This is a genomic window from Kocuria sp. CPCC 205260, assembly GCF_040981045.1.
Classification (GTDB): domain Bacteria; phylum Actinomycetota; class Actinomycetes; order Actinomycetales; family Micrococcaceae; genus Kocuria; species Kocuria palustris.
Genome location: NZ_JAVKPT010000002.1, coordinates 199,511 through 221,674 on the forward strand (window position 1 = coordinate 199,511; position 22,164 = coordinate 221,674).

General features: G+C 71.4%; 24 protein-coding genes. 12 read left to right on the plus strand and 12 right to left on the minus strand.

Annotated features, from left to right (window positions below; genetic code table 11):
* Positions 1–6 precede the first annotated feature (6 nt).
* Complete coding sequence (locus tag RF645_RS05540) at positions 7–720, minus strand: MOSC domain-containing protein (RefSeq protein ID WP_006214031.1); 714 nt, start codon at positions 718–720, stop codon at positions 7–9.
* Between the two features lie 164 nt (positions 721–884).
* Between RF645_RS05540 and nhaA the strand changes: the two genes are divergently transcribed.
* A complete protein-coding gene (gene nhaA, locus RF645_RS05545; protein WP_368818700.1) occupies positions 885–2,279 on the plus strand; it encodes a Na+/H+ antiporter NhaA in 1,395 nt (464 codons plus the stop codon).
* Between the two features lie 60 nt (positions 2,280–2,339).
* Here the strand turns inward: nhaA and RF645_RS05550 are convergent, their stop codons facing one another.
* Complete coding sequence (locus RF645_RS05550; protein ID WP_006214029.1) at positions 2,340–2,828, minus strand: hypothetical protein; 489 nt, start codon at positions 2,826–2,828, stop codon at positions 2,340–2,342.
* 82 nt (positions 2,829–2,910) lie between these two features.
* Between RF645_RS05550 and RF645_RS05555 the strand changes: the two genes are divergently transcribed.
* The 3 genes from RF645_RS05555 to RF645_RS05565 all read left to right on the plus strand — a co-directional run bounded on the left by RF645_RS05555 (position 2,911) and on the right by RF645_RS05565 (position 7,875).
* Positions 2,911–3,762: an NAD-dependent deacylase gene (locus tag RF645_RS05555; RefSeq protein WP_327033418.1), complete on the plus strand. Its 852-nt coding sequence runs from the start codon at positions 2,911–2,913 to the stop codon at positions 3,760–3,762.
* 347 nt (positions 3,763–4,109) lie between these two features.
* On the plus strand, positions 4,110–5,555 hold the full coding sequence (locus RF645_RS05560; protein WP_235044724.1) for an APC family permease: 1,446 nt from the start codon (positions 4,110–4,112) through the stop codon (positions 5,553–5,555).
* A gap of 130 nt (positions 5,556–5,685) precedes the next feature.
* Complete coding sequence (locus RF645_RS05565) at positions 5,686–7,875, plus strand: efflux RND transporter permease subunit (protein WP_368818701.1); 2,190 nt, start codon at positions 5,686–5,688, stop codon at positions 7,873–7,875.
* 172 nt (positions 7,876–8,047) lie between these two features.
* Here RF645_RS05565 and RF645_RS05570 read toward each other — a convergent pair whose 3' ends face one another.
* On the minus strand, positions 8,048–8,926 hold the full coding sequence (locus RF645_RS05570) for a hypothetical protein (RefSeq protein ID WP_006214022.1): 879 nt from the start codon (positions 8,924–8,926) through the stop codon (positions 8,048–8,050).
* Between the two features lie 170 nt (positions 8,927–9,096).
* Between RF645_RS05570 and RF645_RS05575 the strand changes: the two genes are divergently transcribed.
* Positions 9,097–9,414: a glutaredoxin domain-containing protein gene (locus RF645_RS05575; RefSeq protein ID WP_053448067.1), complete on the plus strand. Its 318-nt coding sequence runs from the start codon at positions 9,097–9,099 to the stop codon at positions 9,412–9,414.
* A gap of 304 nt (positions 9,415–9,718) precedes the next feature.
* Positions 9,719–11,158 (plus strand): sugar porter family MFS transporter, encoded by a 1,440-nt coding sequence (locus RF645_RS05580; RefSeq protein WP_006214020.1) that lies wholly within the window; start codon positions 9,719–9,721, stop codon positions 11,156–11,158.
* A gap of 121 nt (positions 11,159–11,279) precedes the next feature.
* On the opposite strand, the gene RF645_RS05585 is transcribed toward RF645_RS05580, so the two are convergent.
* Positions 11,280–11,714 carry a low molecular weight phosphatase family protein gene (locus RF645_RS05585; RefSeq protein ID WP_006214018.1) on the minus strand — a complete coding sequence of 145 codons (435 nt, stop codon included), beginning with the start codon at positions 11,712–11,714 and terminating at the stop codon, positions 11,280–11,282.
* Positions 11,715–11,739: 25 nt separating this feature from the next.
* The gene (arsB, locus tag RF645_RS05590) at positions 11,740–12,789 is read right to left on the minus strand and encodes an ACR3 family arsenite efflux transporter (RefSeq protein ID WP_368818702.1); all 1,050 of its coding nucleotides are present in this window, start codon (positions 12,787–12,789) and stop codon (positions 11,740–11,742) included.
* Between the two features lie 132 nt (positions 12,790–12,921).
* On the opposite strand from arsB, the gene RF645_RS05595 reads away from it, so the two are divergent.
* Entirely contained in the window at positions 12,922–13,290 is a 369-nt protein-coding gene (locus RF645_RS05595) for a helix-turn-helix transcriptional regulator (protein ID WP_006214016.1), read from the plus strand.
* 14 nt (positions 13,291–13,304) lie between these two features.
* Here the strand turns inward: RF645_RS05595 and RF645_RS05600 are convergent, their stop codons facing one another.
* Both RF645_RS05600 and RF645_RS05605 read right to left on the minus strand, forming a co-directional pair.
* The gene (locus tag RF645_RS05600; protein WP_368818703.1) at positions 13,305–14,756 is read right to left on the minus strand and encodes an MFS transporter; all 1,452 of its coding nucleotides are present in this window, start codon (positions 14,754–14,756) and stop codon (positions 13,305–13,307) included.
* Between the two features lie 71 nt (positions 14,757–14,827).
* Positions 14,828–15,028 (minus strand): hypothetical protein, encoded by a 201-nt coding sequence (locus tag RF645_RS05605; protein WP_368818704.1) that lies wholly within the window; start codon positions 15,026–15,028, stop codon positions 14,828–14,830.
* A 67-nt stretch (positions 15,029–15,095) separates the two neighbouring features.
* Here RF645_RS05605 and RF645_RS05610 point away from each other — a divergent pair, with 67 nt between their 5' ends.
* On the plus strand, positions 15,096–15,515 hold the full coding sequence (locus tag RF645_RS05610; RefSeq protein ID WP_368818705.1) for a hypothetical protein: 420 nt from the start codon (positions 15,096–15,098) through the stop codon (positions 15,513–15,515).
* Between the two features lie 28 nt (positions 15,516–15,543).
* Here the strand turns inward: RF645_RS05610 and RF645_RS05615 are convergent, their stop codons facing one another.
* From RF645_RS05615 to RF645_RS05630, 4 genes are all read right to left on the minus strand, one after another.
* On the minus strand, positions 15,544–16,578 hold the full coding sequence (locus tag RF645_RS05615; RefSeq protein WP_368818706.1) for an alpha/beta hydrolase family protein: 1,035 nt from the start codon (positions 16,576–16,578) through the stop codon (positions 15,544–15,546).
* Positions 16,575–17,660: an alpha/beta hydrolase family protein gene (locus tag RF645_RS05620; protein ID WP_368818707.1), complete on the minus strand. Its 1,086-nt coding sequence runs from the start codon at positions 17,658–17,660 to the stop codon at positions 16,575–16,577. Before RF645_RS05620 ends, RF645_RS05615 begins: the two co-directional genes overlap by 4 nt.
* A complete protein-coding gene (locus RF645_RS05625) occupies positions 17,657–18,514 on the minus strand; it encodes a sulfurtransferase (RefSeq protein ID WP_368818708.1) in 858 nt (285 codons plus the stop codon). Before RF645_RS05625 ends, RF645_RS05620 begins: the two co-directional genes overlap by 4 nt.
* Before the next feature lie 76 nt (positions 18,515–18,590).
* On the minus strand, positions 18,591–19,463 hold the full coding sequence (locus RF645_RS05630; protein WP_368818709.1) for an ArgP/LysG family DNA-binding transcriptional regulator: 873 nt from the start codon (positions 19,461–19,463) through the stop codon (positions 18,591–18,593).
* A 72-nt stretch (positions 19,464–19,535) separates the two neighbouring features.
* Between RF645_RS05630 and RF645_RS05635 the strand changes: the two genes are divergently transcribed.
* The 4 genes from RF645_RS05635 (at position 19,536) to RF645_RS05650 (ending at position 21,617) form a co-directional block, all read left to right on the plus strand.
* Positions 19,536–20,141, plus strand: a complete 606-nt coding sequence (locus RF645_RS05635) for a LysE/ArgO family amino acid transporter (protein ID WP_368818710.1) — start codon at positions 19,536–19,538, stop codon at positions 20,139–20,141.
* Between the two features lie 43 nt (positions 20,142–20,184).
* On the plus strand, positions 20,185–20,787 hold the full coding sequence (locus RF645_RS05640; RefSeq protein WP_368818711.1) for a dihydrofolate reductase family protein: 603 nt from the start codon (positions 20,185–20,187) through the stop codon (positions 20,785–20,787).
* A gap of 68 nt (positions 20,788–20,855) precedes the next feature.
* Positions 20,856–21,209 (plus strand): YciI family protein, encoded by a 354-nt coding sequence (locus tag RF645_RS05645; protein ID WP_006214006.1) that lies wholly within the window; start codon positions 20,856–20,858, stop codon positions 21,207–21,209.
* A 66-nt stretch (positions 21,210–21,275) separates the two neighbouring features.
* Positions 21,276–21,617, plus strand: a complete 342-nt coding sequence (locus tag RF645_RS05650; protein WP_368818712.1) for an SRPBCC family protein — start codon at positions 21,276–21,278, stop codon at positions 21,615–21,617.
* Between the two features lie 33 nt (positions 21,618–21,650).
* On the opposite strand, the gene RF645_RS05655 is transcribed toward RF645_RS05650, so the two are convergent.
* Positions 21,651–22,070, minus strand: coding sequence for a GNAT family N-acetyltransferase (locus RF645_RS05655; RefSeq protein ID WP_368818713.1), 420 nt, complete (start codon positions 22,068–22,070; stop codon positions 21,651–21,653).
* Between the last annotated feature and the right edge of the window lie 94 nt (positions 22,071–22,164).

Consider the following 22,164-nt stretch of genomic DNA (forward strand, 5'->3'; position numbering starts at 1 on the left):
GGCAGATCAGCTGGGCAGGTTCGGGTCGGCGCCACCGATGAGCGCCTGCAGCCGATCCAGCAGCTTGGGGCTCAGGTCCTCGCCCGCCTGGAGCACTCGGGGCGCCAGGTCGCGCTCCAGGGTCCGCGCCCGGAAGGCCTCGGCCACCGTGATCCCGTGCTCGGGACGGGAGATCACCCGGACCTCGTCGCCGCGCCGGACCTCCCCTGGGGCGTCGACGGCCAGGTAAGCCCCGGAGCGGGCTCGCTGCGTGAAGCGCTTGATCCAGCCCTGCTCCTCCATCACGCCGGCGAACGTGCCGCACGGGATGCGGGGCTCGGTGACGCGCAGCCGCGCGGTCCCGATCTGCCAGAGCTCGCCGATCACGGCGTCGTCCACCGCCACGGACTCGAGCGTGAGGTTCTCGCCGAACATGCCGTCGTGCAGCGGACGGCCCAGCTGCTCCTCCCACCAGTCCAGCTCGGCGCGGTCGAACGCGTAGACGGCCTGGAACCTGCCGCCGTGGTGGGCCCGATCGCCCACGAAGTCGCCTGAGACCCCCGAAGCGAGCGGGGCGTCGGGGGCCCTGGGGCCGGGGTCGGCGATCGCCACGGGTCCGTCGATGGGCTGCTTGAAGATGCCGGTCGAGACCCGGCGGGGCGCCGGATTCTCCCGCTCGGTGCCCACGTTGAGGCTGCGGACCCGGCCCGTCGCGTTCCCTCTGTGCTCGTGCGCGCTCATGCCGGAATCCTAGATCCGCACCCTGTGCCGCACAGACCGAGCGCTGGGGCCAGGCGCATCGCTTTGCTAACGTGGCAAGCGGTGAGCCGGGAAGTCTGGTCGGCCCGCGAGAGCGGAATGCGCATGCACCTGCCCTCATGCAGGCCGAATCCCACAGGAGACCAATGACCACGCCCCACAGCTCTGCGGAGAGCGCCGCCGAGCCCGATCATCACGTCGAGCCGCACCACGACCCCGTCTACGGCGCTTCCGACACTCCCTCCTCGAGCGGGATCGGTCGGCTCCTTCGCTCGGAGACGGTCGCCGGCGTCCTGCTGCTGGTCGCCACGGTCCTCGCCCTGAGCGCGGCCAATGCACCCGGGCTGCGCGAGCTCTACGAATCGGTCAGCGACTTCCACTTCGGCCCCGTCCTGGGCGACCCCGACAGCCCTCTGCTCACCCTGGACCTGAGCGTGAGCCACTGGGCGGCCGACGCCCTGCTGGCGGTGTTCTTCTTCCTGGTCGGCCTGGAGCTGAAGCAGGAGTTCGTGGACGGCGAGCTGCGCAATCCAGGCAAGGCCGCCGTGCCGATCGCAGCCGCCTTCGGCGGCGTCGCGGTCCCCGCCCTGATCTTCGTGGCCTTCGCCGCCAGCAGCGGTGGCGGCGAGCTCATGGGCGGCTGGGCGATCCCCACCGCCACGGACATCGCCTTCGCGACCGCAGTGCTGGCGATCGTCGGCTCGCACCTTCCGGTGGCCATGCGCACGTTCCTGCTGACGCTGGCCGTCGTCGACGATCTGATCGCCATCACGATCATCGCGCTGTTCTACACGTCGGATCTGAGCCTCGCCCACCTGGGGGCTGCGATCATCCCGATCGCCGTCTTCGCGCTGATCGCCTACAAGGGGCAGGCCAAGTTCGCCGAGAAGACCTGGCTGACCTGGCTGAGCCTGTTCCCGCTGGGCGTGATCACCTGGGCGCTGTTCTACAACTCGGGCATCCACGCCACCATCGCGGGCGTCGTCCTGGCCTTCATGGTCCCCGTCCACCCGAACCGCCGCACCGTCGAGCGCAACCCCGAGGCCGTGGGCCTCGCCTCCCACCTCGAGCACCTGGTGCGCCCGTTCTCCGCCGCGCTGTGCGTCCCGATCTTCGCCTTCTTCTCGGCCGGGGTGTTCGTGGAGGGCTGGAGCGGCCTGGTCGAGTCCTGGACCTCGGTCGCGGCGCTGGGCGTGATCGTGGGCCTGCTCGTCGGCAAGACGGTCGGCATCACCGCCACCACCTGGCTGCTCACCCGTCTGCGCAGGTTCAACCTCGATCCGGACATCCAGTGGATCGACGTCGTCGGCCTGGCCGCGCTGGCCGGCATCGGCTTCACGGTCTCGCTGCTGATCAGCGAGCTGTCCTTCGGGCCCTCGTCGGATCTGGGCGCCACCTCCAAGGTCGGCATCCTGACGGGCTCCTTGCTCGCCGCCGTCGTGGGCGGCGCCCTGCTGGGCTTCCGCAACCGCCACTACAAGAAGCTCGGCACGGGCTCCTCGGACGAGGCCACGCAGGACGAAGCCTCGCAGGGCAGCTGAGCGGACATGACTGAGGGGCCGGGACATCTGTCCCGGCCCCTCAGTCATGTCGACTCCGCCTCAGCGGCGCTTGTTCGAGCTCCCACCGGAGGACGACGCCCGCGCAGAGCCCGGCACGGCGGTCGAGCCGGCGCGGGAGTAGGCGCGCTTGTCGCCCTTGCCCGCCTTGCCGTCGCGCTGGGCGGAGACCGTGCGGGAGAGCTGCGCCTGGACCGGCTGGCCGTCCGCGTCGCGGATGACCTCGGCCTCGGCCTCGCGCTCGTCGTCGTGCTCGACGCCGCGGGAAGGCGCCGCCGAATCGCGCAGCGCCAGGCGCTCGCGCTCGGAGCGCTGAGCCGCCCCCGGACGCGCCGGAACGCGGCGGGCGCCGTCGCCTGCGGAACCCGGGACCGCGATGACCGCCACGGCCACCACGTTCAGGGCCAGGCCGGCCAGCCCCAGGATCCAGCCCAGGACGGCCCAGCCGAAGCTCACGAAGAGCAGCGCAAGGAAGATCAGCCCGAGCGAGGTCAGGACGGCGGGGGTGAGGCGTCGGAAGTCGTACTTCATGCGTCCATTCCATCACAGGCACCGCGGCGGCGCCGGGCCCGCATGGGCTCACGGCCGGGGCGAGTCGCCTACCGTGGGGGCCATGAGCACCGATCAGGATCCCGACGAGTCCCTGTCCCAGCGCGCCGGCCGGCTCAACGCCCAGCTGCAGGCGATCGGTCCCGAGGTGCTGGATCTGTGCCGCTCGGCCTCGAGGGTCGCGGTGCTCTCTGGCGCCGGCATCTCGGCCGAGTCCGGCGTTCCCACCTTCCGCGCCCCGGAGACCGGGCTGTGGGCCCGCTACTCGCCGCAGGAGCTGGCCACCCCGGAGGCCTGGGAGGCCGATCCGGAGCTGGTCTGGGCCTGGTATATGCAGCGAGCGCGATATGTCCGGCAGTGCGCGCCCAACGCCGGGCACCGGGCGCTGGTGTCGTGGAGCGAGTACGCGGACGTCACGATCGCGACGCAGAACATCGACGACCTCCACGAGCGCGCCGGCTCCTCCGATGTCTCGCACCTGCACGGCTCCCTGTACTCGTTCCGCTGCTCGCACTGCGGCCGCCCGGCGGATCAGTGGCAGGTCGCCGACCTGCGCCTGGACGAGCCGCCCCTGGACGAGCCGCGCCCCGAGACCCCGCCGGAGTGCCTGGAGTGCGACGGCCCCATCCGCCCGGACGTCGTGTGGTTCGGGGAGGCGCTGCCCGAGGGGGCCTTCGACGACGCCGAGTCCGCCATGGCCTCGGCCGAGCTCGTGCTCGTGATCGGGACCTCCGGGCTCGTGCAGCCGGCGGCCTCGCTGCCGCTGACCGCCCTGGGCCTGGGGGTCCCGGTCGTGGAGATCAACCCCGAGCCGACCGGCTTCTCCGCCCACGCCGATCACTCGGTCCAGCTGGCCTCCGGCACCGCGCTTCCGCTGATGCTCTCGGCGGCCCGTCGCAGCCCCGGCAGGGCCTGACCGGCCCTCTCCGGCGCCGGAGCGCAGCGCAGCCGTCGTCGGGGGCCGAGCGCTTGAGCACGGTCCCGTGGGGCCGGGCTGTCCCCGCAGCCCCATGCGGAGGAATTCATCCCCGCAGGACACGGCGGATGTGGCGCATCCGGGCCGGAAGGGCCGTACAGTGGGCGCACCCTGTGGGTCCAGTCACAGCCACCTGTGATAGCGGCGACAGCGCACCACCTGTCACCCCGGGTCCCGTCCGCATCCGTCCTCGGGAGCACCCAGTGAGCACCAACTCGCGCGAGAGCGCGCCCTCAGATCCCCGCGGCACCTCCACCGACGGCACCGCACCTGTCGAGAGCAGCGACCTGGCCAAGGTCATGGGCCCCGGCCTGCTGCTGCTGTTCATCGTCGGCGACATCCTGGGAACGGGCGTCTACGCCCTGACCGGCACGATCGCCGGCGAGATCGGCGGCGCCGCCTGGGCCCCGATCCTGCTGGCCTTCTTCGTGGCCGCCGTGACCGCCTTCTCCTACCTGGAGATGGTCACCAAGTACCCCGGCGCCTCGGGTGCCGCGCTCTACACCCACAAGGCCTTCGGGATCGGCCTGCTGACCTTCATGGTCACCTTCGCCGTGCTTGCCTCCGGCCTGACCTCCGCCTCCACCGCCGCTCGCACCGTGGCCTCCAACCTCGTGGCGGGCTTCGGCTGGGAGGATCCGCCTATGACGGCGGTGACCCTCATGGCCGTCGGCTTCATGGTCCTGCTCATGATCATCAACCTGCGCAGCGTCAAGGAATCCCTGATGCTCAACGTGGTGCTGACCTGCATCGAGCTCTCCGGCCTGGCCATCGTGATCCTCATCGGCCTCTGGGCCGCGACCCAGGGCAACGCCGACTTCTCCCGGACCATGATCTTCGAGACCCAGGGCGACAAGTCGATCTTCCTGGCGCTGACCGCCGTGACCTCCCTGGCCTTCTTCTCCTTCGTGGGATTCGAGGACTCCGTCAACATGGTCGAGGAGACCAAGGACCCGCAGAAGAACTTCCCGCGGATCATGCTCATCGGCCTGTGCATCACCGGCGCCGTCTACGTCCTGGTCTCCATCCTGGCCGTCGCGATCGTCCCGATCGGCGTGCTGGGCGAGTCCACGACCCCGCTGCTCGAAGTCGTCAACGCCGGCGCCCCCGGCATCCCGGTCGGCGCGATCTACCCGTTCCTGACCATCTTCGCGGTGGCCAACACGGCGCTGATCAACATGCTGATGGCCTCGCGCCTGCTCTACGGCATGGCCTCCCAGGGCGTGCTCCCGGGCTTCCTGGCCAAGGTCAGCTCCAAGCACTCCGTCCCGTGGGCCTCTGTGGTCTTCACGACCGTCCTGGCCGCCGCCCTGATCCTGGTGGTCGGGCAGATCATGGCCAAGGAGACCGCTGCCGCGCTCGGCGGCACGACCGCGCTGCTGCTGCTCGGCGTGTTCGCGGTGGTCAACGTGGCCGTGATCGTGCTGCGCAAGGACAAGTCGCGCGAGGGCACCGGCTACTTCCGGGCTCCCGCGTTCATCCCCTTCATCGGCGCGGCCACCACGCTGTTCCTGATCGGCCCGTGGGCGCAGGACGTCATCGAGTACCAGATCGCCGCCGTCCTGCTGGGCATCGGCCTGCTGCTCTCGGCGGTCAACTGGGCGTACAAGCGCTTCGTGAAGCACGAGCCCATGAGCTTCGAGGACACGCAGGCGATCGCGACCCTGGGCGAGGAGCCGGGCGGGCACGATCCGCTCGGCGACTACTCCACGCACGAGCACCACAGGAAGTGATCTGCGCCCCGCCGCGCGGGGTGCAGCTGCCGGCCAGGGGCCCGTCGGATCGATCCGACGGGCCCCTGGCCGCTGTCGCGCCACAGGGCCATGAGACAGTGAGGTCTCCCCAGCGAATCGAGCAGGACCAGTGAACACTCCAGCAGAGCACCGCCGCCCGTGGGCGCGCACCCTGATCGCCCCTGCCCTGATCCTCATCTGGCTGGCCGTGCTGATGCTCGGCGGGCCGTTCTTCGGGCGGATCTCGGACGTCTCCACCAATCAGCAGAGCTCGTTCCTCCCCCAGTCCGCCGAATCCACCCAGGTCGCTGACCGGGCAGACGACTTCACGGAGGACCCCTTCCTGCCCGCCGTGGCCGTGGCCCAGCGCGACGACGGCCTCACCGACCAGGACAGGCAGTGGGCGCAGGAGCTCTCCGACTCGCTCGTGGACCGCGGCATCGCCGAGCAGCAGCCCTCCCCTCCCGTGGTCTCGGAGAACGGCGAGGCGCTGCAGCTCTTCGTGCCCATGGACGAGGACGAGTTCGGGGACCAGGTCTCCGAGCTGCGCAGCGCCATGGAGGACCAGGCGCCCCAGGGGCTGACAACGGCGGTCACAGGCCCTGCGGGCTTCGCCAGCGAGCTGGCCGAGGGATTCTCCGGGATCGACGGCATCCTGCTGCTGGTGGCCCTGGCGGTCGTGTTCGTGATCCTGGTGGTCGTCTACCGCTCCCCGCTGCTGCCGGTGCTGGTGCTGATCACCGCCATGGCGGCGCTGTGCGCGGCGATCGTGGTGGTCTACCTGCTGGCGTCGTCGGGGCTGATCCAGATCAACGGCCAGGTGCAGGGCATCCTGTTCATCCTGGTCGTGGGTGCCGCCACCGACTACTGCCTGCTCTACACCGCCCGCTACCGGGACGCCCTCCATGCTCATCGCAGCACGCGCCAGGCCACCCGGGAGGCGCTGCGCGGCACCATCGAGCCAGTGCTGGCCTCGGGCGGCACGGTGATCGCCGGGCTGCTGTGCCTGCTGGTCTCGGACCTGGGCTCCACCGCAGCGCTGGGCCCGGCCGCCGCCACCGGCATCGTCTTCTCCATGCTGGCCGCGCTGACCCTGCTGCCGGCGGCGCTGATGCTCATCGGGCGCGCGGCCTTCTGGCCGGCCGGCCCCCGCTTCCAGGACCAGGGTCCGCAGGCCCTGGAGGTCGTTCCCGACGACCGCGGACATGCCGTGGAGGGCAGCGGCCTCTGGGCGCGGATCGGGCGATTCATCGCCAGACGCCACCGCCCGGTGTGGATCCTCTCCACCCTGGTCCTGCTGATCGCCGCGGCCTTCGCCCCGCAGCTGCAGGCCTCGGGCCTCAAGCAGTCCGAGACGCTGATCGGCGAGTCCCCGGCCGCCGACGGCCAGCACATCCTCTCCGAGCACTTCCCCGGCGGCTCCGGATCCCCGATCACGGTCATCGCCCCGGAGTCGCGCATGGATCAGGTCGCGGAGGAGGCGGAGGCCCTGGATCCCGTGGACTCCGTGACGGTCACGGCGCTCGACGCCCCACAGGGCTCCATCCCGCTGGGCTCGGCGGCCGCTCAGCTCGAGTCCGCTCCCCCGGGCGCGAATCCGTTCGAGGGGGTCTCCCCGACCGTCGTCGACGACGACGTCCAGATCCAGATCACCACCACCACCGACCCGGATGCCGATGAGACCTTCCAGGCCGTCGAGACCCTGCGCTCCGAGCTGCACGGGATCGACGACACCATCCTGGTCGGCGGCGAGACCGCCAGCACGCTGGACACCAATCACGCCGCCGAGCGCGACCGTGCGGTGATCATCCCCATGATCCTGGCGGTCGTGCTGGTGATCCTCATGCTGCTGCTGCGCTCGGTGCTCGCGCCGGTCCTGCTGGTGGTGCTCACGGTGATCTCGTACGCCTCGGCGCTGGGCGTCAGCGCGCTGGTGTTCAACCACGTGCTCGAGTTCCCGGGCTCGGATCCCTCGGTGCCGCTGTACGCGTTCGTGTTCCTGGTGGCGCTGGGCATCGACTACAACATCTTCCTGATGTCGCGGGTGCGGGAGGAGTCCCTGGAGCACGGGACGCGCGCCGGCGTGCTGCGGGGAACGGTGCTGACCGGCGGTGTCATCACGTCCGCCGGCATCGTGCTGGCTGCGACCTTCGCCGCGCTGGCCGTGATCCCCATCGTGTTCATGGTGCAGCTGGCCTTCATGGTGGCCTTCGGCGTCCTGCTCGACGCCCTGCTGGTGCGCTCCCTGCTGGTCCCGGCGCTGACCTATGACCTGGGCCGCATCATCTGGTGGCCCCGCCACCGCCGCCTGGCCCCCTGAGCCGCACTCTTCCCCCGCCTACGTGCTGCATCGCGTCTCTGCGTGCGCATGTGCGCTCTGGGTGCGGGAAAGCGCAGGGAGGCACCTAGGCGCGGGGCGGGAGAGGCGGCGACGACGAAGGGCGCTTCCCCCTGGCGGGAGAGGCGCCCTTCGCGGAGCAGCAGGGGCCGGGTCAGGCGGCGGCGGCGTCGTCCTCGCGGATGACGGGCAGCTCCTCGGTGATGGGGCCGTCGTCGAGGTCGCGGTGCGCGGAGGCCGCCGCAGTGCTGCGGGACTCGGAGCGGGCGTAGGCGGTCTCGGCGTCGCTGTAGCGCGGAGCCTGGCGGTGAGCCAGCTTGCGGTCCGCGCGCGGGAGACCCCAGCCGAAGCGCTCTGCCATGGCCGGGACGACCCTGTTGGCCAGGCCGCAGCCCAGCACCACGCCCGCCCAGGCGACCGGCAGGGACAGCACGACGTCCAGCACGTAGGCGGATGACGTCAGCAGCGCCGACAGCGCCACGGCCAGGCTCACACCGGCACCGGCGAGCAGGACCGCCATGCCGGAGATGTGGCGCCGCGAGGCCACCAGGAAGGACAGGGAGATGCCGATGGCGGCGCACACGGCAGCGGAGGGCAGCGAGGAGCCGACCTCGGCGGTCAGGACGCCGTCGCCCAGGCCGGGAGCCGGGCGGCCGATGATCTGCTGGGCGGTGCTCGCGACCACGACCATGGTCACTGCGGTCACGGCGAAGCCCGCGGCATCGCGGCCGCTGCGCTTGACGAGCGCCAGCCACGCGGTGAGTGCGGCGATGATGCCGTAGACCCAGGGTGCGGAGAAGATGCCGTGGACGAAGCCCGCGACGGCCAGGAGAAGGCCGGAGCGAACAGGGTCGAGGGCCGCGAGGACCTGGGACTCCGCGGCGCCGACCTCAGGTGTGAGACTCACGATCCGTCCGATCGCGCCGATCGCCAGGACGACGATGAGCGGGACGATGATCCAGTGCTCAAGCTGGGGCAGGTGCCAGGTAGCCCGGTCCGGCGAGGGGGAAGAAGACTGCGCCGGGGTAGACATTCTTCGATTCTGGCATCCATCGGCCCCTGGACCTGGAGACACAGCGTGGAATGACAAGAATCCGCAGGAATTTTTCGCCGATCCCACAGCCGCTGTCATGGTGGGGGAACAACGGCTCGGCCTCGGCGGCTGGGGTACCCGGACCCGCATCACCCTTGAAGGAGACCCTCATGGCCCTCGAATCCCGTCCCAGCGCCGACCAGGCCACCGCCCTGCAGCACATCGCCGACGGCGGCGCCGTCGTCTACTGGCGCCCGGGCTGCGGCTTCTGCGCCGCGCTGGACCGCTCGCTCGGCGAGACCGGCGACCGCGCCCTGTGGGTGAACATCTGGGAGGACGACGCCGCCAAGGGCTACGTCGAGGACATCAACGACGGGAACGCGACCGTGCCCACCTTCGTGACCACGCAGGCGGGGTTCGTGGTGGCCACGCCGGAGGAGCGCGCCCTGGCCGCGACGGCGCTGGAGCAGGCGACGCCCGCGGCCTGAGCAGCCGCCGAGGCGAGGGCGCAGCCCCGGAGGCACCTCCGTCGATGACCCCGCGATCATGGCGCCCGGTCCCCTGGACCGCCCGAGCGCGTCGCCCATCGGCGGCGCGCTCGGGCGTTGCCATCTCGATGACTCATCTGATGGACATCACCTGTGGCCGGGCCTACTCTATGGCCACTGTTCACCGGCGGTTCATCATGGGCGACCCTCCTCACCCAGCCTCGGCGGACCGCACAACAGGCCCCGGCCAGAGCGCCAGGGCGAGCCCGCTGCACCAGGGGCTCGGCACAGCAAAGGAGCTGCGATGTCCACCTACACCTCGCCGATGTCCCTGGGAGGGCATACGGCCAACATGGGTGCTGTCCTGCGGATCAGCCTGGTGGCCGCCATGGGCGGCTTCCTGTTCGGCTACGACTCCGCGGTGATCAACGGCGCCACCGGCGCCATGCAGGAGTACTTCGACGTCTCCCCCGGCGCCCTGGGCTCGGCCGTGGCCTCCGCTCTGCTGGGTGCGGCCGCCGGCGCGTTCTTCGGCGGGCGGCTGGCGGACAGCATCGGCCGTGTGAAGGTCATGCGGATCGCGGCGATCCTGTTCCTGGTCTCAGCGATCTTCTGCGCCTGGGACCCGTTCTTCACGGATGACACCGCCGGGTTCGCGTGGCTGATCTTCTGGCGCGTGGTCGGCGGCGTGGGCGTGGGCGTGGCCTCGATCATCGCCCCGGCCTACATCGCCGAGGTGGCACCGGCGGATGTCCGCGGCCGCCTGGGCTCGCTGCAGCAGCTGGGCATCGTGACCGGCATCTTCGCCTCCCAGATCGTCAACCGCATCATCGTGGGGATCGCCGGCTCCGCCGACGGTCATGTCCTGGGCGGCATGGATGCCTGGCGCCTCATGTTCCTGGTCTGCGCCCTGCCTGCCGCGCTGTACCTGATCGGGGCGTTCATGATCCCCGAGTCCCCGCGCTGGCTCGTGGGCCAGGGCCGCCGCGACGAAGCCCTGCGCATCATGACCCACCTGCAGGGCGAGGGCCCCGCGGTGCACCGCCTGGGAATCATCGACAAGACCCTCGACTCGGAGCGCAAGCCGCGCTTCTCCGATCTGCGCGGCGCCGTGGCCGGCCTGAAGCCCGTCGTGTGGGTGGGCCTGGGCCTGGCCGTGCTGCAGCAGCTGGTCGGCATCAACGTGATCTTCTACTACTCCAACCAGCTCTGGCAGTCCGTGGGCTTCCAGGAGTCGGACGCCTTCACGATCTCCACGATCACCTCGGTGACCAACGTGGTGGTGACTCTCGTGGCCATCGCCCTGGTGGACAAGATCGGGCGCAAGAAGCTGCTGCTGATCGGCTCGGCCGGCATGGTGCTGACCCTGGGCACCATGGCCGTCGTGTTCTCGACCGCCACGATCACCGACGCCGGCCCCGTCCTGGGCGACACCGCCGGCCCGATCGCGCTGGTCGCCGCCAACCTGTACGTCGTGTTCTTCGGCGTCTCGTGGGGCCCGGTCATGTGGGTCCTGCTGGGCGAGATGTTCCCCAACAAGATCCGCGGCGCTGCGCTGGCCGTCGCCGGTCTGGTGCAGTGGCTGGCCAACTGGGCCGTCACCGCGTCCTTCCCGGTGCTCTCCGAGGCCTCCCTGGTGCTGGCCTACGGCCTGTACGCGTTCTTCGCGGTGGTGTCGCTGATCTTCACCGCCAAGATCGTCCGGGAGACCAAGGGCGTGGAGCTCGAGGACATGCAGAACTGATCTGCGGCTGACCTTCCGCAAGGGCCCGACGCCCGCGCACCTGACAGGATGCGCGGGCGTTGGGCCCTCGTCATGCGGGAACGCGAAGGACGACGGCGGCCGCACGCCCCGTCTCAGCAACTCAGCTCTCGGAGGCTGCGGTGAGCTCCTGGAGCAGGCGCTGGACGCGGGCGTCGATGTCGTCGCGGATCAGGCGCATGCGCTCCATGCCCTCGATCCCGCGCGCGGACGGCTCGTCGGTCTCCCAGGTCTCCAGGCGGCCATCGAGCGGGATCTCGGTGTCGAGCCGGGCCTCGGTACCCAGCACCACCACACGATCGGCGCGGCGCAGCAGGTCCGGATCGATGGAGCTGGGCTGCCCCTGGGACATGTCCGCGCCGAGCTCGGCGACGGCCTCCACGGACTGCGCGTTGAGCTTGCTGCCGGGCTCGGTGCCTGCCGAGCTGACGCGGACGGCGCCCTGGGCTCGGTGGTCCATCAGCGCTGCGGCCATCTGGGACTTGCCGCCGTTGCGGACGCAGACGAAGAGGATCTCGGGACGGGTGTCGTCGTTCATCGGAATCTCCTGGGGGTGGGTCGGTTCAGGCCCGGAAGGCCGGCACGGTGGGGTCCCCGGGGAAGAGCCTGCGCCCTGCCCAGAGGCTGACGTAGACGAGGCCCACCAGCACGGGCACCTCGATCAGCGGGCCGACCACTCCCGCCAGCGCCTGGCCCGAGGTCACGCCGAACGTGCCGATCGACACGGCAATGGCCAGCTCGAAGTTGTTGCCGGCGGCGGTGAAGGCCACCGTCGTCGAGTGGGCGTAGTCCAAGCCCGCGGCCCGGGAGGCCAGCAGCGCCAGGGCGAACATGACCACGAAGTAGGCCAGCAGCGGCAGCGCGATCCGCGCGACGTCCCACGGGCTGGAAGTGATCGCCTGACCCTGCAGCGCGAACAGCAGCACGATGGTGAACAGCAGCCCGCGCAGCGCCCAGGGGCCCAGGCGCGGCAGGAACGACTCCTCGTACCACTGCCGCCCCTTGGCCCGCTCCCCCAGCACGCGCGTGAGGAAGCCGGCGAGCAGCGGGATGCCCAGGAAGACGAGCACGCTGAGCACGATCGCCCCGACCGAGAACTCCACGGAGGTCGTCGCCAGGCCTAGCCAGGAGGGCAGGACCTGCAGGTAGAACCAGCCCAGCGCGCCGAAGGCGATGACCTGGAAGACGGAGTTGATCGCCACCAGAACCGCAGCGGCCTCGCGGTCGCCGCAGGCCAGGTCGTTCCAGATCAGCACCATGGCGATGCAGCGCGCCAGCCCCACAATGATCAGCCCCGTGCGGTACTCGGGAAGGTCGGGCAGCAGCAGCCAGGCCAGGGCGAACATCAGCGCCGGGCCCACGACCCAGTTCAGCACCAGCGACGTCCCCATCAGCCGGGGGTCGGCGGCGATGCGGTGGGTCTCGTCGTAGCGGACCTTGGCAAGCACCGGGTACATCATCACGAGCAGCCCCACCGCGATCGGCAGGGAGACGCCCGCAATCGAGACGGACTCGAGCGCGGTGTCCAGACCCGGGATCAGCCGCCCCAGGGCCAGGCCCAGCGCCATGGCCAGCAGGATCCACACCGGCAGCCAGCGATCGGTGAAGGACATCGCCTGCATGACGGGCTGGTCGGGGGCGGTCGTCGCAGCGTCAGCAGCCAAGGAGCGCGGGCCTCTCAGATCGATGGATGTCGATGGGAGGTTACGTCCTCATATCGACGTTCGTCAATGTATTGTGAGGGCATGAGCGCCATCGCACGCGAGCAGAGCACAGAGGGCACACAGGCCATGGCATCCGGCCAGGAGTGCTGCTCGCTGTCCGCCGGGCCGCTGAGCTCCGCGGACGCCGAGCGCTCCGCTTCCATGTTCAAGGCACTGGGCGATCCCATGCGCCTTCGACTGCTCTCCCACGTGGCCGCGCAGGGCTGCGAGTCCGTATGCGCCTGCGATCTCACGGAGCCACTGGGGATCAGCCAGCCTACGGTGAGCCATCACATGAAGCGCCTCGTGGAGGCCGGCCTGATCGTCCGGGAACAGCGGGGCCGCTGGGCGCACTACAGCGTGGTGCCGGAGGCCTTCGCGCGGCTGCGCCAGGTGCTCGACCTGCGCTGAGCGACCCGCGCGGCTCAATCCTTCAGCGGGTGCGCGGCCTCGTCGCGCGCCATGCGGAAGGCGAGCCACACGACGACGGCCATCACCGCCGGCACGATCGCTGCGGCGGCGAAGATGGCCTCCACGGGAACCACCGTGGACAGCGGCCCCACGACGGCCATGGACACCGGCATGAGCAGCAGCGAGACGAAGAAGTCCAGGCTGGAGACGCGTCCGAGCATCCGTGCCGGCACGCGGCGCTGCAGCAGGGTCCCCCACAGCACCTGGCCGATGCCGTCGGTGGCGCCCACCATGATCATGATCGCGACCAGCACTGCCCAGGACTCGGTGAAGCCCACGAAGATCAGCGGCAGCGTGCCGAAGCCCCAGGCCACCATGATCCAGGTCAAGTACCGCCGCGGCAGGGGCATCCCGGAGATCACCAGCGCACCCACTGCCGAGGCCGCTCCCGTGACGCCCAGCAGCAGACCGACTTCCGCAGCCCCGCCGCCGAAGGAGTCGCGCACCACGAACGGCAGCAGCACTTCGAGCGGGCCGATGAAGCAGAACACGGTGATCACCGCGAAGATCAGGGTGCCCATCAGCCACGCGGTGCGCCGGACGTAGGAGACGCCGTCCATCATGTCGGCGAGCATGGAGCGCAGCCCGCCCGACGGGGCCGAGGCGGGGTCGGGCGGGAAGAGGGTGACGGGCTCGTCGTCGCCGTCCTGCCGGTGAGCCTGGGCCCCGGTGACCAGCGGGGCCGCTGACGGCAGCTGCGGGAGCTGGCCTGTGACCGGGTCCGGGACCAGCTCGGGCACGCGCAGGCCCAGGATGATCGCCACGGCGACCGCGTAGCAGAGGGCGACCATGGCGAAGCCTGCGGTCGGCGAGAGCGCCGCGGCCAGCAGCCCGGCCAGCGCGGGCCCTGCGGCCGTCTGCAGCAGGGGCCGCGCGGAGCCCTCCAGCCCGTTGGCCGCCAGCAGCGCCTCCGCCGGCAGCAGCCGCGGCAGCGAGGCCGAGTACGACGGGTAGAAGATCCCCACCCCCGCGAAGACCAGGAACGACGCCGCCGCCAGCAGCCCCACGCTCAGCATTCCCGTGGCGCTGAGGATCGCGGTGACGGCGGTGACGAGCGTGGAGGAGATCAGCACGCCGCGCAGGACCAGGTGCGGCGGGAAGCGGTCGGCCACGACCCCGCCGATCAGCGCGAACATCACCACGCCCACCGCGCCGGTGGCCGAGACCACGGAGAGCTCGACCGGGGAGCCGCCCTGGGCCATGACCTGGAAGACGATGGTCAGCGCCCAGGTGCCCTGCGCGAGCACCACGGCGAGCATGGCCGCAGCCAGCCGCGGGTAGCCCGCATGGCTGAAGGGGGCCACGGCCCGCCGCGCGGCCCGGGAGGCTCCCGCCAGCCGACGACGCCCGCCCTGGCTCGGTTCGGGCTCAGGCGTGGGATGCGGCGACTGTTCGTTCGGGGTCATCGCGGGAAGTCTAGATGCTGGCGATCAGGGGCCGACCGGGCTGCGCTTGGGCAGCCTGGGCCGGCTTGGCGCTACAGCAGCCCGCGGATCACGAGGAGGAGCCCCACCACAGCGAGCAGGGCGCCCATCACGCCCATGGGGAGCATGATCCGCGGACCGCCGCGCGCGATCCCCTTGTTGATGACGTGCTTCTGGAACAGATATGCGACGACTATCGAAAGACAGCCGATGCCGAACAGAGCAATACCCAAGGCATCCATGCCGGAACTCACCTAACCTTCCATACTTTCGCACACGAACTACCACCGCGGCGCGGCCGAAGGCCTCACCCTGACGCTGATGTGGCTGGGCAGCAGACTCGGGATCGCAGCCCGTTGGGCGCTCGGCGCCGGTCTCCTCGCCCTCGGTGCGGCTGTCGCTCTTCTGGCCGCCTGGCGGTATCGCGGCAGATCCGCCTGTTTCGAGCTCAATCGCCAGCAGTGGTCCGGCCAGACCGGTTGCCTGGGGTTACTGGGTCTCTTCGGCGGGCTGTTCATCGCTCAGATTCTCTCCGACATCCTGGCCAACTCCGGTGCAGGCTTGCTGCCCCAGATCGGGCTGGCGGTGGTGTTCGGCCTGGCCCTGTGGCTCGGAATGCGCGCCTGGACCCGGTGCGCTTCGAGTCCGCGCTGGCCCTGCTGGACAGTCGGCTGGTCGTCGTCCGGGAGGACAAGCGGCCCGGTTCCGAGCGACCTGGTTCCGGACAGCGGCTGCATTTGAGCTTCCAGGGCGAGCAGGCGATCCTGCATCAGCTGGCGCATCTTGAGGAGATGACGCAGCGCGGCTGAGTCTCAGCGGCCGTCGGACGCCCCACCGCCGCCAGGCAGACCTCCCGCGTCACCAGCCAGGCGGGATCGTTGACCTGGATCAGGTCGTTGTGCTGCGCGCCCGGCACCAGCTCGATCCGCCCGGCCTGCCCCTGCGAGCGCAGCCGCTCCAGGTACGGCTCGACGGTCTGCACAGGAACCGTCCGATCATCGATCCCGTGCACCACATGCACGGGGAAGCCCGTGGGCAGCTGCTCCAGCGGCGAGGCCAGCGCGTAGCGCTCGGGCTGCTCCTGGGGCGTCCCGCCCAGCAGGTCCACCACGAACTGATCCTGGTCCTCCTCCACGGCGCGCACCGGATCCAGCACGCCGGCCAGAGAGATCGCGCTAGCCACGGAGACCTCGCTCTGCGCGGCCAGGGAGGCGAGCAGCTCTGCGGGGCCGTCGTCGCCGGTCGCCGCAGCCGCCCCCAGGGCCCCGGACACTGCCCCTGCCGCCCAGACCGCCAGGTGCCCGCCGGCGCTGTGCCCGACCAGGTGGATCCGCTGCGGATCCGGGGTGAAGGGAGCGTGCTCGCTGAGGCGGGCCACCGCCTGCACACCGGTCAGCGCATCCGCGAACGTCCCCGGCCACCCGCCCGGGGACGGGGTCCCGCGATAGGCGGGCAGCCAGACAGCCGCGCCGTAGCGCGCCAGATCGCGGGCCGCGCCCAGGACGTAGTCCCAGCTCGACGTCTCCCGCCAGCCGCCGCCGTGGAAGAAGACGATCACGGGCAGCCGCTCCCGACCCCACGATCCGCGCTGCGGCAGCACGAGATGCCCGTACTGGCCCCGATCCTGGGAGCCCCAGACGATCACGCCGACGTCGTCCCATCCGCCGGCCCGAGCGCGACCAGCGACCACCGCCGACTGCGCCCGCCCCGGGCGCACCGGCGTGGTCGCGGCCGCAGCGGCACCGGCCAGGACCGAGAGGCCGGCACCGCGCAGCAGCAGCCGCCGCGGGATCCGGGCGCTCACGCGGCGCCGAGCGGGATCTGCTCGAGCAGGGCCTGGCGCGCCCGGAACCAGGGCTCGCCGTGGACGTCGGCCCACGCGTCGTGATCGGCGTCGTCCAGGATCACGATCCGCCCGGTGTTGCCCGTCTCCTCGTGGCGCTGCACGTAGCTGCGGGTCGTGGACTCCGGGACGGTGGCGTCGTTGCGCCCGTGCAGGACGTTGACGGCTCGATCCAGGGGCAGCTGATCGATCGGGGAGGCCATCTCGTAGCGCTCGGGATCCTTGTCCGGGTCGGCGCCGCTGAGCAGGGAGCGCACCAGCCAGCCTCGCTGCGAGCGCTCCGCGAGCTCGAGGTCGTAGACCCCGGCCATGGCGGTGGCCGAACGGGCGATGACGCGGCAGTCGTTCCCCGGAGCGCCCTCGGGGAGCAGATCGCGCCCCAGCGCCCACGCAGCCAGGTGCCCGCCGGCGCTGTGGCCCAGCAGGTGGACCTGCTCCAGATCCGGGGTGAACTCCCCGGGCTTCCCGAGCTCGGCCACGTAGTCGATGGAATCCGAGACGTCCAGGAAAGTCTCCGGCCAGCCGCCAGGGCCGTCGCTGCCGTCGAGCCCGCGGTAGGTGGGCACCCACACGGCGACGCCCCAGGCGGCCAGGTCCCATGCCAGATCCGCCATATACGAGGGATCCGAAGCGTCGTGCCAGGAGCCGCCGTGCAGCATCACGACCACGGGATGCGTGGGGCGCGAGGAGCCGTCACCCCAGGCCTCCGGATCGGGCACGAGCAGCCAGCCGGTCTGGCGCTTCTCATCCGCGCCCCAGGTGTGGCGGCCGCGGTCCACCGGGGTGCCGGCGGGCTCGCGATCCGCGGGGTCGCGCCACGTCTGCGCGCGCTGCTGACCCACCGGCGTGGTGACGGTTGCTCCCACCCCGACGGCGACGGCCAGACCGCCGAGCGCCTGCAGCAGGCGGCGACGTCGGATCGCCCCCGGCGCTGCGGCCCTCTCGGCGCGCTCCTGGAGCCGACGGCGCTCCTGCTCTGCTGCCAGCTCGCGCGCCTCTCGCCTGGATCCCGGTTCGGGGCGCGGCTGCTGCGCGCCGTTCACGACCCGCGGACCACGGGACGCAGGGCGGGGTCCTCGGTCTCGCGCCCCCACTCGGACCAGGAGCCGTCGTAGATCGTGAGGTCGCGGTCCTCCCACCCGGCCGCCACGGCCGCGAGCGCCCCGACGCAGGCGGAGACGCCCGAGCCGCAGCTGAAGGCCACGGGGCCTCTCCGGCCCAGGCGCTGCTGAAGCAGATCATCCAGCTCGGCGGCCGGCAGCAGGTGACCGCCGGGGGCCAGCTCGCTGAAGGGCAGGCTCACGGCTCCGGGCATGTGACCGGCGCGCAGCCTCGGACGTGGCTCAGGTGCGGTGCCGGCGAAGCGCTCGGCCGAGCGGGCGTCGGCCACGGCGCCGTCGTGCTCGGCCAGGCGACGGGCGACGTCGTCGGCATCCGTGAAGGCGCGCGGATCCAGCTGCACGCGCGGAGCGGCGACGGGTTCGGGGCTGTCGTCGAGAGGACCCTCCGGGCGGCCCGAGGCGATCCAGGCGGGCAGGCCGCCGTCGAGCACGTAGGGCGTGCCGACCCCGGCGGCGCGCAGCATCCACCACGCGCGCGCCGAGGAGAACAGGCCCTGACGGTCGTAGGCGACCACCACGGCGTCGTCGCCGATCCCCAGCTCGCCCAGGCGCTGCGCGAAGTCGTCGGCACCGAGCATGGTGTGCGGGATGTCGGCCTCCTGATCGGACAGCGGGCCGTCCAGATCGAAGCGACGCGCACCCGGGATACCGGTGGCGGCACCGCGCTCGCCCATGATCGAGGCGTCGACGACCACGACGTCGTCCAGGTGATCGGCCAGCCAGTCGGCGTCGACGACGGGGCCCTTCGGGAGATGCTCGGAGCGCGCGGTGTCCATGTCCGGCATCTTCGCACTCCCGCCCGTCCAGCACAGCGGCGCAGGCCGCACTGGAGGCGGATCGACCCGAAAGGGACTACAGCAGCGCCCGCGCGCCGCGGCGCACGGCGTCCTCCAGCCGAGCCAGGGCCGGAAGCGCCGTGGACCAGCGCTGCAGGTGCAGGCTCACCGCCTCCGGCGGGAGGCCGGGAACGGGCAGCAGCGGGGTGTCGGCGGCGGCGAAGGGCGCCCCCGGCAGCTGGAGCCGCGGCACCATGCCCCATCCGATGCCGTCGGCGATCGCTCGCACGAAGGCCTCCGCCGAGGGCACCCGGTGCTCGGGCGGGCGGCCCGTGATGCCGGCCCGGTGCAGCGCCGCGGACTGGAGGTCGTCCTTGTCGTCGTAGACCACCACGGGGAGACGGGCGAGGTCAGGCTGCGGTCCCGAGTGCTCCAGCAGCGAGGCCGCCGCGCGGGGTTCGTAGACCATGGCGCCCAGGGGGATCGTGCGGCAGCCGGTGACCGGAGCCGAGGACGTGGTGATCGCCGCCGCCACCTCACCGGCCAGCAGGAGCCGGCGGGAGTGGTCCTGGTCCTCGGCGCGCAGTCGCACGCTGATCCCGGTGCCGGGTGCGGCCAACTCCGCCAGGACAGGGCGGAACCAGGTGGCCAGCGAGTCCGCGTTGACCGCTACGTCCAGGGGCGTGAGCTCCGCCTGGTCCAGGCCGAGCTCGACCCGGGCGGCGTCGTGCAGGGACAGCACCTGCCGGGCCATCCGCAGCACGGCCTCCCCGGGCTCGGTGGGGCGCACGGGCGCGCTGCGGCGCAGCAGCACGCGGCCCGTCTGAGACTCCAGGGCCTTGATCCGCTGGCTGACCGCCGGCGGGGAGATCTGCAGCCGGGCGGCAGCGCGGTCGAAGGCGCCCTCGTCCACGGCCGCCACCAGGGTGCGCAGCTGCTCGATGTCCACTTTTGAATCTCTTATCTGTGTTCAGGATCTTTTGCTGGTCTGAAGGGTAGCTGCGCCGTAGGTTTCCTGGCCATGGACATCTACTTCACCGGCATGCTCACCGGCCTGGCCCTGATCGTGGCCATCGGCGCCCAGAACGCGTTCGTGCTGCGGCAGGGCATCCGCCGGGAGCACGTGCTGGTGGTCGTGGCGATCTGCACGGCGGCCGACGCCTTGCTGATCACGGTGGGCACGCTGGGCATCGGCTCGGTCGTGGAGCGGGCTCCGTGGCTGCTCACCGCGCTGCGCTGGGGAGGGGTGGCCTACCTGGTCTGGTTCGCGATCGGGTCGTTCCGCTCGGCCCTGTCTTCCCATTCCCTCACAGCCGACGACGCGATCGGTCCCGGCGGGTCGCTGCGCAAGGTCGCCCTGACCACCCTGGCGCTGACCTTCCTCAACCCGCACGTCTACCTGGACACCATGGTGATGCTCGGCAACCTGGCCAATCAGCACGGGGACCAGCGCTGGACCTACACGCTGGGCGCGATCACCGGGTCGGTGCTGTGGTTCCCCACCCTCGGCCTGGGGGCGCGTGCGCTGGCCAAGCCCCTGAACCGCCCCGGCACGTGGCGCGCGGTGGATATCGGGGTGGGCGTGGTCATGCTGCTGGTCGCGCTGCGGCTGGCCGTGGCGGGGTGAGAAGCGGGCTTGTGCTGTCGGATCCTCGGCGCATCCTGCTGACATGGACACGCACGCACCGGCTCCCGGACCCGGCCGCGGCTGGAGCGGCACCGTCTTCTGCAGGGTGAGCCTGGACGGCTTCATCGCGCGGACCGACGGGGACATCGGCTGGCTGGAGGCGCCGGTTCCTGCCGGGCAGGCAGCGCCCTCCGGCTCGGGCACCGAGGCCGTCCCGGACTTCGAGGCCCTGGTGGCGCGCGTGGACCACCTGGTGATGGGCCGTGCCACGTTCCAGAAGGTCCTGGAGATCGGCTTCTGGCCCTACGACCCCCTCCAGGTCATCGTGCTCAGCTCCACACTGACCGGCCCGCAGCCCCCCGGCGCGCTCGTCGCACCGGACCTGTCCGCCGCCGTCGCACTGCTGGAGTCCCGCGGCGCCCGCGGCGTCTACTGGGACGGCGGCGCCACGATCCAGGCGGCTCTGCGCGCCGACCTGGTGGATGAGCTCGTGGTGACCACGGTGCCCCGGCTGATCGGCGGCGGCATCGCCCTGTTCGGGGCGCTCGAGCACGATCTCCCGCTGCGGCTGCGCGGCAGCAGGGTGCTGGACGGCGGGATGGTGAGCACACGGTACGACGTCGTGCGGGAGGTCTCGTCGGGCTGAGCTGCTCGCCGTATCGTGGCCCCGGATCACCGCAGCGGTGCTCCGCATCCCTGTCGAGAGGACCCGCCGTGCCCCAGTTCTTCATCTCCGTGAACCACTCCGATGACTTCCAGATGCCCGAGGGCGTCTCCATCGAGCAGCTGCACACGGACGTCATGGCCTTCAACGAGAAGATGGCCGCAGAGCAGCGCATCGTCTTCGTGGGCGCCCTCGAGCAGCCCGCCTCCGACGCCCGCCTGGTGGATGCCACCAGCGGCGAAGCCCTCGTGGCGCAGGAGACGGCCTCCGGTGCGGAGATCCAGCTGGGCGGCTTCTGGATCCTCGAGGCGGCCGACCTGGACGAGGCGCTGAATCTGGGGGCGCAGGCCTCCGCCGCCTGTCAGGGCGCCGTCGAGGTGCGCAAGATGCAGGGCGAGGGCTGAGCCCTGTCCGCTGAGCCGGCGCGGGTCTGCGTCGTCGTCGATCGACCGCTCGCGGCGGTCGCCGCCGTGGCCGCAGACCCGCGCCGGCTGCCCGAATGGGCCGCCGGCCTGGCCGGAGCAGAGGTCACACCGAGCGAGCAGCCCGGGGTGTGGGTCACCGAGTCCCCCATGGGCCGCGCCCTGGTGCGCTTCACCGGCGGAGACGACCCCGGCGTGCTCGATCACGAGGTCACTCTGCCGGACGGATCGACCACGCTGAACCGGTTCCGGGCTTCGTCCTGCGCCGGCGGAACCGAGCTCGTGTTCCTGGTGGAGCCCTCTGCCGGCGCCTCGGCGGACGACCACGCGCGGGACGTCGCCATGGTGCGCGCGGATCTCGAGCGGCTGCGGGAGCTGCTGGAGGGCTGAGATCCTGCCTGAGGGCTCGACCCCGCGTGGCCCTCAGGGCATCCGGCAGAACATTCCGGCGGAGACGTCGTGCCGGTCCTGGAACCCGTGACGCGCGTACAGCCTCCGGCCCGGAGGATCGGCCATGAGGGAGACGTATGCGCCGGCTGGTGCGCGATCGGCGATCTCCTGGAGCAGCCGGGTCAGGATCGCATCGCCCAGGCCCTGCCGCTGATGCCGCGGGTGCACCGCCATGTCCGTCACCTGGAACATCCAGCCGCCGTCGCCGATCAGGCGGCCCATGCCCACGGCCGCTCCCTCCTGCGTGACATGAGCGGCGGCCCAGCCGCCTGCGACCGCGATCGACGCCTGCTCGGGAGTGACCGGCGAGAGCCCCGCCTCCCGACGCAGCATCGCGAAGTCCCCCGCCGACGGCGCGGCCATGTGCAGCTCATATCCGTCCGGAATCTCCATCCCCCCATCCTCCCCCTCCCACGCCGAGTGGATACTCAGTTGCGCTGTTCGGGCGGATAGCGCAACTGGGTATCCACTCGGTGGCGGGGGTGGA